The organism is Microbacterium arborescens, assembly GCF_049707515.1.
In the GTDB taxonomy this organism is placed as follows: domain Bacteria; phylum Actinomycetota; class Actinomycetes; order Actinomycetales; family Microbacteriaceae; genus Microbacterium; species Microbacterium arborescens_B.
Genome location: NZ_JBNAFI010000006.1, coordinates 178,042 through 190,117 on the forward strand (window position 1 = coordinate 178,042; position 12,076 = coordinate 190,117).

At 71.5% G+C, this 12,076-nt stretch carries 10 protein-coding genes; 3 read left to right on the forward strand and 7 right to left on the reverse strand.

The window, feature by feature from the left end; translation table 11 throughout:
• Nucleotide 1: 1 nt before the first annotated feature.
• The 3 genes from ACPYN5_RS12860 to ACPYN5_RS12870 are packed head-to-tail and all read left to right on the forward strand — an operon-like array spanning nt 2 to nt 2,429.
• Nucleotides 2-823 carry an ABC transporter ATP-binding protein gene (locus ACPYN5_RS12860; RefSeq protein WP_424449380.1) on the forward strand — a complete coding sequence of 274 codons (822 nt, stop codon included), beginning with the start codon at nt 2-4 and terminating at the stop codon, nt 821-823.
• Nucleotides 823-1,629 carry an ABC transporter permease gene (locus ACPYN5_RS12865; protein ID WP_424449381.1) on the forward strand — a complete coding sequence of 269 codons (807 nt, stop codon included), beginning with the start codon at nt 823-825 and terminating at the stop codon, nt 1,627-1,629. Before ACPYN5_RS12860 ends, ACPYN5_RS12865 begins: the two co-directional genes overlap by 1 nt.
• Nucleotides 1,626-2,429, forward strand: coding sequence for an ABC transporter permease (locus ACPYN5_RS12870; protein WP_424449382.1), 804 nt, complete (start codon nt 1,626-1,628; stop codon nt 2,427-2,429). The genes ACPYN5_RS12865 and ACPYN5_RS12870 overlap by 4 nt, the downstream gene beginning before the upstream one ends.
• Nucleotides 2,430-2,578: 149 nt before the next feature.
• Here the strand turns inward: ACPYN5_RS12870 and ACPYN5_RS12875 are convergent, their stop codons facing one another.
• The 7 genes from ACPYN5_RS12875 to ACPYN5_RS12905 all read right to left on the reverse strand — a co-directional run bounded on the left by ACPYN5_RS12875 (nt 2,579) and on the right by ACPYN5_RS12905 (nt 12,055).
• Nucleotides 2,579-3,958, reverse strand: coding sequence for an amidohydrolase family protein (locus ACPYN5_RS12875; protein ID WP_424449383.1), 1,380 nt, complete (start codon nt 3,956-3,958; stop codon nt 2,579-2,581).
• Between the two features lie 66 nt (nt 3,959-4,024).
• A complete protein-coding gene (locus ACPYN5_RS12880; protein WP_424449384.1) occupies nt 4,025-5,356 on the reverse strand; it encodes a Zn-dependent hydrolase in 1,332 nt (443 codons plus the stop codon).
• A gap of 3 nt (nt 5,357-5,359) precedes the next feature.
• Nucleotides 5,360-6,598, reverse strand: coding sequence for a pyridoxal-phosphate-dependent aminotransferase family protein (locus tag ACPYN5_RS12885; RefSeq protein WP_424449385.1), 1,239 nt, complete (start codon nt 6,596-6,598; stop codon nt 5,360-5,362).
• Nucleotides 6,595-8,229 (reverse strand): AtzH-like domain-containing protein, encoded by a 1,635-nt coding sequence (locus ACPYN5_RS12890; protein ID WP_424449386.1) that lies wholly within the window; start codon nt 8,227-8,229, stop codon nt 6,595-6,597. Before ACPYN5_RS12890 ends, ACPYN5_RS12885 begins: the two co-directional genes overlap by 4 nt.
• Nucleotides 8,226-9,617 carry an allantoinase AllB gene (gene allB, locus ACPYN5_RS12895; protein WP_424449387.1) on the reverse strand — a complete coding sequence of 464 codons (1,392 nt, stop codon included), beginning with the start codon at nt 9,615-9,617 and terminating at the stop codon, nt 8,226-8,228. Before allB ends, ACPYN5_RS12890 begins: the two co-directional genes overlap by 4 nt.
• 162 nt (nt 9,618-9,779) lie before the next feature.
• Entirely contained in the window at nt 9,780-10,490 is a 711-nt protein-coding gene (locus ACPYN5_RS12900; protein ID WP_424449388.1) for an aspartate/glutamate racemase family protein, read from the reverse strand.
• Nucleotides 10,487-12,055: an NCS1 family nucleobase:cation symporter-1 gene (locus tag ACPYN5_RS12905; protein WP_424449389.1), complete on the reverse strand. Its 1,569-nt coding sequence runs from the start codon at nt 12,053-12,055 to the stop codon at nt 10,487-10,489. The genes ACPYN5_RS12900 and ACPYN5_RS12905 overlap by 4 nt, the downstream gene beginning before the upstream one ends.
• Nucleotides 12,056-12,076 lie beyond the last annotated feature (21 nt).

Genomic DNA, 12,076 nt, shown 5'->3' on the forward strand with positions numbered 1-12,076 from the left:
CATGACACTCAACGACACCCGGGATGCCGGTACCGCTCGCGGCACCGGCATCCTGATCGACGGCCTCAGCAAGACCTTCGCCACCGGCCGCGGCCGGACGGTGACGGCGCTGCAGGACACCCACCTCCACACCGACAAGGGCTCGTTCCTGGCGCTGCTGGGCCCCTCGGGATGCGGCAAGTCCACGATCCTGCGCATCCTCGCCGACCTCGAGAGCCCGACGTCCGGCGAGGTTCGCGTCGACGGCAAGACGCCGCACGAGCTGCGGCGGGACTCCGAGTTGGGCATCGCCTTCCAGGACCACGCGCTGCTCCCCTGGCGCAGCGTGCTGGCCAACATCCGGCTGCCTTTCGAGATCGCGGGCCGCACGCCCGACAAGGCCTACATCGACGAGCTCATCGCGCTCGTCGGGCTCACCGGCTTCGAGAAGGCGAAGCCCGCGCAGCTCTCCGGCGGCATGCGCCAACGCGTGTCCATCGCGCGTGCCCTGGCCCTCAAGCCGTCGGTGCTGCTGCTCGACGAGCCCTTCGGCGCGCTCGACGACATGACGCGCCAGAACCTCAACCTCGAACTCCTGCGGATCTGGACCGAGAAGCCCGCGACCACGTTGCTGGTCACGCACGGCATCTCCGAGGCGATCTTCCTGTCCGACCGGGTGGCCGTCATGTCGCCGCGCCCGGGCCGGGTGGTGGAGATCATCGAGGTCGACCTGCCGCGGCCCCGGACACCCGAGATGATGCGGACCCCCGAGTTCCACGCGCTGGTCGACCGCGCCTCCGAGCTGCTGTTCGGGGCCGACGGCCGCGCCGACGCGGAGTCGTGATGCGCCGCGCCGGACTGCCGACCTGGCTCGCGGGCGTCATCGGCGCGGTCGTGCTGATCGCAGCCTGGTGGCTGCTGTCGGTCACCGCGTTCTCACCGCCTCCGGGCACGACCTTCACACCCGTGCCGTCGCCGTTCACCGTGTTCGAGACCATCGTCCGCGACGGTCTCGCGCCGTACTGGACCGTCTTCCGGGTGACGATCGGCGAGGCGATGATCGGCTACGCGTGGGGCAACGTCATCGCGCTGCTGCTGGCGTCGACGGTGCTGCTGCTCCCCCGGCTCGAGGTGGTCGTCACCCAGATCGCGGTCGTCAGCTACTGCCTGCCCGTCGTCGCGGTCGGCGGCATCGCGATCGTCGTGCTCGGCGGCGCCAAGCGCGCCGGCGACCCGAGCGCCACGGCGATCTTCCTCGCCGCGCTGGCCGTCTTCTTCACCACCGTCGTCGGGGCGCTGCTGGGCTTCAAGGCCGCCGACAAGGCTTCGCTGGACGTCGTGCGCGTCTACGGTGGGTCGCGGTGGATGCAACTGCGCAAGGTGCGGCTGATCGCGGCCGCGCCGGCGATCCTGAACGGGCTGCAGATCGCGGTGCCGAGCGCGTTCCTGGGGGCCATCCTCGGCGAGTACATGGGCGCCATCGACCGCGGCGTGGGGATCACGCTCATCAAGCTGCAGGGAGACCTCGACTCGCCCCGGGTCTGGGCGGTGTTCCTGCTGTCGGCCGTCGTCGCCCTCATCGGATACGCGGCACTCGGACTGGTCTCGCGTCTCGTGACACCCTGGGTCTCGGGAAGGTCGGCGGCATGATCGCCGCGCTCCGCCGGTCGCTCGGCCGTTCCGTGCTCAACGCCCTCGCCACGGTGCTGATCGTGCTCGCGCTGTGGTGGGCCGTGGTCAACCTGACGGGCATCTCGACCTACGTCGCGAAAGGCCCCGCGGACGTGTGGGAGTTCCTCTTCGCCGCCGACGACGCCGCCGAGAACCGAGCCGGCCTGTGGCCGCTCATCGGTCAGACGGTGCAGGATGCCGCCCTCGGCTTCGGGGTCGGCATGCTCGTGGCGCTCCTGCTCGCCGTGGCGTTCTCGCTGTCGAAGGCCATCGAAGCCGGCGTCATGCCGCTCGCCCTGCTGCTGCGATCGGTTCCGCTCGTGGCCATCGCTCCCGTCATCATCCTGATCACGGGCCGCGGCACCGCGGCATCCGTCGCCGTCATCGGCTCGATCGTCGTGCTCTTCCCCGCCCTCGCCTCGATCCTGTTCGGGCTGAGCCGGGCGACCCGGGAGAGCCTCGACCTCGTGCACGTCTACGGCGGCGGGCGGCTCGCGCAGCTGCGCAAGGTGAGTGTGCCCGGGGCCCTGCCCTCGCTCTTCGCCGCCGCGCGGGTATCGGTTCCGGGAGCCGTCACCGGCGCGCTGCTGGCCGAATGGCTCTCGACGGGACAGGGCATCGGCGGCATGATCGTGAAGTTCACGGCGACCGCCCGCTTCGACGACCTGTGGGCGTCGGTCGCGATCATCACCCTGCTCACCCTGGTGCTCTACAACCTCGTGCAGATCGCGGAGACCCTCGTCCTGACCCGCATGGGCATGACGACCTCGGTCGCCTGACCCCGGGCGGTCCGATCCCCGGGGCGGTCCCCCGGGCGGTCCCCGATCCGCGAGACGACACTTGCGCCCCGAGACGGTGGCTTGAACCCAGCGTCTCGGCGCCCGCATGTCGTCTCGCGGGTCCGGGGTGGGCGTGGGGCGGGGGCGGGTCAGTGGGGGTGCGAGGGGCGACGGGCGGCGACGGCGGCGAGGGACTCGTGCAGGCGCGCGGATGCCTCGGCGGCGAGGGGGTTGGTCGACGCGCCGCGGTCGTCGACGAGCACGCCGCCGACGTACACGCGGGAGAGGTTGCGCGGACTCATCGCGAGCACGTAGCTGCGCACCGGGTGCCACAGCGGCCCCACGTCGGGCCGGCGGGGGTCGACGACGACGAAGTCGGCGAGCTTGCCGACCTCGAGCGAGCCGACCCGATCGGCGACACCCATGATCTCGGCGGCTCCGAGCGTGTGGAGCCGCAGCACCTGTTCGGGCATCATCGCGAGCGGATCCTGCAGGCGGGCACGCTGCTGGTAGATGCCCATGCGCATGTTCTGCCACGGGTCCGACACGTCGGTGCAGGCCTGGTCGTCGAGGCCGATGCCGACCTTCATGCCCTTCGCCAGCATCTCGGGCACGTGGGCGATCCCGGACGCGAGGCGGCCGTTCGAGGCCGGCTGCCACGACATCGCGGCGCCGCCCGCAACGGCCTCGTCGATGATCTCGGGGGTCGTCTGGATGAAGTGGCCGAACACGAGGCCGAGGCCGAGCGCACCGGCATCCCGGTACTGCGCGAACTTCGACCGCTGGTGGTCGACCGCCTCGGGAGACTCGAGGAAGTGCGCCTGGTTCGTCACGCCGTAGCGGCGCATCGCCTCGACCTCGAGCCACGCCGCTTCGGCGCGGGGCGACCACTGCACCTGGCCCATGATCGAGGCGCCGAGCGCGAAGTCGGGATCCATCGCTTGCGTGTGAGCCACCGATGCGGCGAACCTCGCGAAGATCTCGTCGTCGGAACCGACGGTGACATCCATGCCGATCGCGTCGACGAACCGGATGCCGGCGTCGCGCGTGCCGTCGGCCTGACGCGTGTGGTAGTCGATCTCGCGCATCCGGGCGTCGCCTATGCGCTTGCCGTCGACCATCGATTCCCAGGCCTGTTGCGGGTCGGTGAAGTTGTAGGCCGTCGTCACACCGTTCGAGAGGAAGTCGAGGGCGCCGTGGAGGGTCGACCAGTAGACGTCGTCGGCGGTCATGTGCGCGGTCGTGCCGAGCATCGCGTCGCACCAGCCGTACAGCGTCTCGCCGACGCCGAGCCCGCGCAGGCCCGAGGTGAACAGGTGCGAGTGGCTCGAGACGAAACCGGGTGCGACGAACGAGCCGTCCGCATCGAGGGTCTCGTCGGCGGTGGTGCCCGCGGGCGGGTCGCCGGCGCCGATACCGGCTATGCGTCCATCGTCGCCGACCAGCAGCCATCCCTCATCGATGTAGCCGGGGTCGTCGGTGCCGGCGGGCACCGTGATGAGGCGGGCGTGGGTGACGAGCAGGCGCATACCCGCACGCTACCGAGCCCATGTTTCGCCCTCGGGTCAGGGGTATTGCGCCGGGTGCGGAGCGCGTCAGGCGGCCGCGCGGCGATCGGCGGCCAGGTGCAGCACCGACTCGGCAAGCGCCCGGATGCCGCGGGCCACGTCGGCGGTCGAGACGTCCTCGTCGGGGTGGTGGCTGATGCCGTCGGGGTTGCGGAGGAACAGCATCCCGATGTCGGTGAGCCCGCCGAGCGCCATACTGTCATGCCCCGCCCGGCTGAAGATCACGGGCGGCTCATCGTCGGTTGAGCCGGTGGCGCCGGTGGCGCCGGACGCACCGGTCGCCCGGATGCCCTCGCGCACGACGTCCTGCAGCAGCGGTGCGCACGCGACCGCTGCGGCGTTGTGGATCTCGCGGTGCTGCCAGCGCAGTCCCCGGCGGCCCATGATCTCGTCGAGCTCCGCGGAGAGCCGGCGCCAGACCCGGTCTCGCTCCCCGTCGAACTCGCCGCGGAGATCGAGCGAGAACTGCACCTCGCCCGGCACGATGTTCACCCCGCCGGGGTACGCCTGGAACTGGCCGACGGTTCCGATGATGTGGTGCTCGGCTCGGCACACCCTCTCGACGGCGAGCGCCGCCTCGGAGGCGCCGAGGAGGGCATCGCGTCGCATGTCGTACGGGGTTCCCCCAGCGTGCCGGGCCTCGCCCTCGACCGACAGCAGGAACCGTCGCGCCGACGCGATCGACGACACCACGGCCAGCGACTCCCCGCGGCGGTGCAGCTCGGGGCCCTGCTCGATGTGGGCCTCGAGATACCCGACGAGCTCGTCGGAACGCCGGGCCGCCTCGCCGATCCGGCCGGGGTCGAGCCCGAACTCGCGGAACGCCTGGGAGAGCGTCGTGCCCTCCGCATCGGAGAGCTGCCACCAGTCCTCGTCCCACACGCCGCCGACGGCCGACGACCCGAGAAGGGCCTTGCCGAATCGCGTGCCCTCCTCGTCCCAGAAGGCGGCGACCTCGAGCGCGAACGGCAGCGGCGAGCGCCACGAGGCTCCGTCGGCGACGGGCTCGCGCAGCAGCCGGACGACCTCGATGCCCATCAGGACACCGGCGATGCCGTCGTAGCGCCCCGCGTCCGACACCGTGTCGAGGTGCGAGCCGATCATGAGCGCGGCGTCGTCGCCCGCGGTGTCGAGGCGGCCCAGCTGGTTGCCCGCGGCATCCTGCCGAGTCGACATCCCGGCCTCGCGCATCCATTCGGCCGCCAAGCGGTTGACGCGTGCGTGCTCGGGCGAGAGATATACCCGCTCGATGCGGTCGGGGGCGGCGCTGATGCGCGCCAGCTCGTCGCAGCGCGACATCACCCGACGCGCCGCTTCGGCGATACGGTCGGGAGAGACGGTGAGCAGAGCGGATGCCACGGCTCAGCGTCCCCGGTAGACGTCCGCCGCCGCTTCGACCCCGCCGCCGAGCGGCACCGCCGCGCCGTAGCGCCGGAGCACTGCCTCGAGTGCCGCGAGGGTCGTCAGCACGGCGTCCTGCCGCGCGTTGTACCCCATCGTCCCGATTCGCCACACCCGCCCGTGGAGCGGCCCGAACGAGGTTCCGATCTCGATGCCGAAGTCCGCGAGCAGAGCGGCACGCGCCTCGTCGCCGGGCACCCCCGCGGGGATCTCGACGGCGACGACGTTGTTCATCTTGTGGGCGATGTCACCGAAGACGGTGAGTCCGAGCGCCTGCACGCCGGCGAGCATGGCGGCCCCGGCCAGACGGTGCCGCGCGATGACCTCGTCACGACCCTCGATGAGCAGCACGCGGGCGCATTCGCGGGCTCCGTAGAGCATCGACGTCGCCTCGGTGTGGTGGTTCAGCCGGCGCGGCCCCCAGTAGTCGAGGATCATGCCGAGGTCGAAATAGTTCGATCGCACGAAGTCGGCCGCGACGGGATCGCCGGGCTCACGGATGCCGGCCTCGATACGCGCCCGGGAGCGCACGATCTCGACGGCGCGCTCGCTCAGGGTGATCGGCGCCGACCCGCTCGGACCGCCCAGACACTTCTGCAGGCCCGCGGTGGCGGCATCCAGTCCCCAGTCGTCGGCGTCGAACTCGTTGCCGCCGAGGGAGGCGGTGGCGTCGGAGTAGAACAGCACCCCGTGCTTCGCGCAGATCGCGCCGATCTCGTCGAGCGGCTGGTTCATGGTCGTCGACGTGTCGCCCTGCACGAGCGCGAGCAGCGTCGGCTTGACGCGCACGACGGCCTCTTCGATCGCACCGGGCGTGAAGACCTGGCCCCACTCGGTCTCGATCGTGTGGACCTCGGCGAGGGCTCGTTCGGCGATCTCGGCGAGGAGGTGACCGAACCGTCCGAAGACGGGGACGAGCACGCGGTCGCCGGGGCGCACGAGCGAGACGATGGCCGCCTCGATGCCCGCGCGGCTCGTGCCGTCGATCAGCATCGTGGCGTCGTTGCGGGTGTTCCACACCGCGCGGTAGAGCTCCTGGGTCTCGGCCATCGTCTGCGTCATGAACGGGTCGTACTGACCGACGAGGGCGGCCGACATCGCGGTCAGCACGCTGGGGTAGGCCGAGATCGGACCCGGGCCCATCAGCAGGCGGGCGGGCGGGTCGATCGGTCCGGGGATGTGAACGGTCGGGTTCGTCATCGGTTGTCCCTCCGGGGGTCGAGGAGCGAGAAGAGGCGACGTGCGAGGCGCACGAGGGCGAGGTCGGTGCCGGCGCGGGAGACGAGACTCACGCCCACCGGCGCCTGTCCGAGCGGCGACGGCACGGTCAGCAGCGGCACCGAGATCGCCGGCAGGCCCGCGACGGCGGCCGGCGTGGTCATGCGCAGGGTGGCGCGTCGCAGGGTGTCGACCGCTTCGCCGTGAGCGGTGCGCGGCGGCGCGGCTCCCGGCGCGGTCGGCATCAGCAGCACCGCCTCCTCGACGAGAGCGCTCAACCGCTCGGCCCGGGGCACGAGCGCGGCGCGCGCCCAGGTCTCGTCGTCGGCCGTGACGTCGGCTGCGATGCGGAAGCGCTCGGCCACGGCGGCCCCGGTCGCGCCGGGGTGCTGCCTCAGCCACTCGCCGTTGTTGCGCCAGGCCTCAGCGGCCTGCACGGTGCGGAACGGGTCGAGGTAGTCGTCGAGGTCGCCGATCGCGGCATGCTCGGTACGGGCGGGTTCGCGGGATGCGGCGAGGCGCTCGAGCAGGGCCTCGAAAGCCGCGCGGGTCTCGGGCGCCGCGGCATCCACGATCTCGTCGGGCACGACGAAGCGCCACGGCAGATCGTGCGACGATTCGCCGAGCACGTTCTCGGTCGATTCCGACCCGTCGTAGCTCAGGCACCACTCGGCGACGCGCTGCAGCGTCTCGCCGTCGCGCGTGAGCCAGCCGACGGTGTCGAAGCTCTGCGCGAGGGGCAGCATGCCCTGCCGGGGCACCAGGTCGTGCGTCGTCCGCAGGCCCCACAGGCCTTGGTACGAGGCGGGAACCCGCACCGACCCCGCGGTGTCGGTCGCCAGGGCGATGTCGGCGTGCCCGGCGGCGACGGCGGAGGCCGGCCCGCTGGAGGATCCGCCCGGCAGCGCTCCCGGGAGCGCGGCGTTGGGCGGGGTGCCGTAGTGCGCGTTGTCGCCGGCGACCGAGTAGGCGAACTCGTCGGTGCGGGCGATGCCGCGCAGCGACGCGCCGCCGCGGAGCAGGTCGCTCACCGCCGGCGCCGTCGTCGTCTCGGCGCGCGCGGAGTCGAGGAATGCCGGGTTGCCCGCCCCGATCCGGTACCCCTTGACCGCGAACAGGTCTTTCACCGCGACGGTCAGCCCCGCCAGCGGGCCCTCCCAGGCTCCCTGATACAGCGGGTCGCCGACGGTGCGCCAGATCGATCGGTCGAACGCCTGCGGGCGCGGGGTCACGTGGGCCGCGGTGATGAGCCAGCGACCATCGATGCGCTGCCAGACCTGCGTCTGCAGGCCGCTCCCCCCGGCGGCGTACCGCGAGACCGACACGATGAGTGCGACGTCCGGTGCGAGCGGCCGGTACTCGATCGTCTCGATCATCCGGGCCGCGACCCCGCCGCGAGCGCCACGGAAGGCGCTGATCGTGTCGTGCCCGACGAGCAGCCCGGCGCCGTCGCCGCGCAGCGTCCCAGGACCGGGTGCGAAGGCGGCGTCGAGCGCGGCGAGGTCGTTCTCGACGATCGCGCGCTCGTAGTCGGTGAACGCCGCCGCCAGCTCGGCCGGGAGCACCTCGGTGGGCGGCGTCCCGGTGGGCGGCACTTCGGTGGGCCCGGTCACGAGGCGTCCTCTCCGGCGGCGACGAGCGCGTCCGTGCGCGAGAGGAGCCGCCCGCGCGGTGCCACGGGCGCCGCGTCCGAATCGGCTTCGAACACGACCTCGCCCCGCAGCCAGGTGCGGCGGACACGGCCGGTGAGGACACGGCCGTCGTAGGCGGAGATGGGGTTGCGGTGACGCAGCTCCTTCGCGTCGACGCGGAGGACGTCATCGGGCGCGAAGACGGCGAGGTGGGCGGGTGCGCCGGGCGCGATCCGGCCGAGACCCGCCAGTCCGGCGATCGCCGCCGGGCCCGTCGTGAACAGCGGCAGGATCGTCTCGAGCGGGATGCCGCGCTCCCGCGCCTCGGTCCACACCGCCGCGAGTCCGACCTGAAGCCCCGAGATGCCGCCCCACGCGAGGCCGAAGTCGCCGTCCCCCGCTCGCTTGAGGTCGACGGTGGAGGGTGAGTGGTCGCTCACGATCCCATCGATCGTGCCGTCGACGACGCCCTCCCACAGCAGGTCGCGGTTCGAGGCTTCGCGGATCGGCGGGCAGCACTTGAACTCCGAGGCGCCGTCGGGGATCTCCTCGGCGACGATGGTCAGGTAGTGCGGGCAGGTCTCGACGGTCAGGTCGACCCCCGCCGCACGAGCGGCGCGGATGGCCGGCAACGATCGCGCGTCGCTCAGGTGCAGGATGTGCGCCCGCGCCCCCGCCGCACGCGCGGCCTCGATCACGGCCTCGATCGCCGACGCCTCGCTCGAGGCCGGACGCGACGCGAGGAACGCGTCGTAGCCCCGGCCGAGCGCGCCGCCGGGTCCGAGCAGCTCGGGGTCTTCGGCGTGGACGATCAGCCGCGACCCCAGCGCGGCGATCTCGTCCATGGCGCGGCGCAGCTGCGCGCGGTCGAGGTGGCCGAACTCGTCGACGCCCGAGGGCGCGAGGAAGCACTTGAACCCGGAGACGCCCGCGTCGTGCAGCGGCCCCAGGTTCCCCAGGTTCTCCGGGACGGCGCCTCCCCAGAAAGCAACATCGATGCGGGCGGATGCCGCGGCGGCACGGCGCTTGATCTCGAGCGCATCGACGGTCGTGGTGGGCGGCAGCGAGTTCAACGGCATGTCGACGATCGTCGTGACCCCGCCCGCCGCCGCGGCACGGGTCGCCGAGCCGAAGCCCTCCCACTCCGTGCGCCCCGGCTCGTTGACGTGCACGTGCGAGTCGACCAGTCCCGGCAGCAGCACGGCATCGTCCGCGACGAGCGCCTCGGCGGCCCCGGCTACGGATGCGCCGAGAGGAAGGACGTCGGTGATGCGCCCGTCATCGACGACGACCGCCGCCGGGACGAAGCCGGACCCGTCGAAGACGCGACGGGCGCGCACGACGAAACGGGTCGGAGGGGATGCGGTCACGAGTACTCCCGGCTCAGGGTGGTGGGCGGCACCGCGAGCGATGCACAAGGACAAGTATCAAGCTATGACTTAACACCGTCCAGGGGGTTTCTCCCGTGTAACGCTCGTGTGACACCGTCGGGCCCAGCCGGATGCAGGGCGAACAGCCTCGACGCCGGCGTCTCAGGCCGAGACGGAGGCGCGCGGCGGCGGAGCGTATTCGTCCCGCTTGCTGGTGCCCACCCGCATCCGCACCATCGTGGCCGCGAGGCCGACCGCCGCGCCGACGCCGTCGACGACCGGGACGCCCACCCGCGCCGTGAGCGCATGGCACAGGTCGGTCATGCCCGCGCAGCCGAGGACGATCACGTCGGCGCCGGCGGCGACCTCGGTCGCTGCGAGATCGGCGATCCGTTCGAACGATTCCGACGCCGTGTCCTCGAGCTCGAGCACGGGGATGCCCGACCCCACGAGCGAGACGCAGGCGTCACCCATCCCGTAGCGCGCCAACAGGTCGCGCGCCCGGCCCAGGGTCCGGCTCAGGGTCGTGACGACGGCGAAGTGCCGACCCGACAGCGTCGCGACGTGCATGGCCGCCTCCGCGATGCCGATGACCGGCACGTCGACGAGCTCGCGGGCAGCGTCGAGACCGGGGTCTCCGAAGCAGGCGATGACGTACGCGTCGCTGCCGCCCGCGGCGAGGTCGGCCTCGATGAGCCGCACGATGGCGACCGCCGCGAAGGCCTCGTCGACGTGGCTCTCGATCGCCGCCGGCCCGGTCTCGGGGCACACGGCGGCGATCTCGACGCCGGGCCCGGCGACCTCCCGGGCGGCGGCGGCGATCTTCGCCGTCATCGCCCGGGAGGTGTTCGGGTTGATCAGCGTGATCCTCACGCGGCGGGCTCCCCCGCGCCGACGGCCGGCTCGGGCTGGGTCCCGTCCGAGATGCCCTCGGTCTCGCCCGCGAAGGTCGGCACCTGCGGGTCGCGCCGCTCGAAGAGGACGAAGGCGACGAAGCCCAGGGCGCACCCGATGAACCAGGTGAAGTTGCCGATCCACGAGATGTCGAACAGGCCGGCATCCGCGAAGGTCTTGGGCAGGATCGCGATGACGATCGTCGGGATGCCCGCCACGAGCAGCGTCTTGATCGCGTTGGGGTTGTAGCCGTTGCGGTACCAGTAGGCGCCCGTCTCCGACATCGTGAACATGTCGTCGGTCTTGATGCGCTGCTTGGCGGCGATGTAGTACCCGGCGACGAGCAGTCCGAACAGCGGCCCGATGAGCGCGGCCAGGATGCCGAGCGAGTAGTGGATGGCCGTGGCATCCGAGTACCAGTTCCAGGGCATGAGGAACACCGAGCCGACCGCCGCGATCATGCCTCCCATGCGCCACGAGATCTTGTGCGGGGCGACGTTGGAGAAGTCGAACGCCGGCGCGATGAAGTTCGCCACGATGTTGATTCCGACCGTGGCCGTGACGAAGGTGAGACCGCCCAGCAGGATGGCGAAGGGCGTGTCGATCGCCTCGACCGTGTGGATGGGGTCGAGGATCAGCTCGCCGAAGACCGGAAGAGTGGCCGCGGCGGTGAGGACGGTCAGGATCGAGAAGAACAGGAAGTTGACCGGCAGACCCCAGAAATTGCCCTTCTTGACCTCCCGGAAGGACCGGCCGTAGCGGGCGAAGTCGCCGAAGTTCAGCATGGGGCCGGCGAAGTAGGCCACGACGATGCCGACGGCCATCGCCATCAGCCCGACGGTTCCCCAGAAGTCGTGGGGCGCGGCCGCCGGGTCGGAGAGGTTGAGGTCGATGTTCTCCCAGCCGGCCTGGCTGACGAGGTAGATCGCGAGCACGATCATCACGACGTAGACGGCGGGTCCGGCGAAGTCGATGAAGCGGCGAATGACCTCCATGCCGTTCCAGAACAGCGCGACCTGCGCCACCCACAGGATCGCGAACGAGATCCACCCGAGGGCCGACAGACCCAGGAAGCTCACGTCGAGCAGCGCGGCGGACGCGGGGATGAACTTGAGGAAGACGATGTTGAGCGACTGGGCCGCGAGGAAGGTCTGCACGCCGTACCAGGCGATCGCGATGACCCCGCGGATGATCGCGGGGATGTTCGCACCGCGCACGCCGAAGATCGCGCGGTTGACGACCGGGTAGGGCACTCCCGTCTTCTGGCTGGGCTTGGCGACGAGGTTCGCGAACACCTGCACGATCACGATGCCGACGACGAGGGCGACGAGCACCTGCCAGGCGGCGATCCCGAGGGCGAAGAGCGACCCGGCCGTGACGTACCCGCCGACGGAGTGCACGTCCGACATCCAGAAGGCGAAGATGTTGTACCAGGTCCACTTCTGCTTGCGCAGCGGCGCCAGGTCGTCGTTCGCCAGCCGGGGATCGTAGCCCGGGACGTGCGCCGTGGTGTCGGTGGGGAGGATGTTCGGGGGTGCGGTCATGGCGTCGGAACCTTCCAGAAG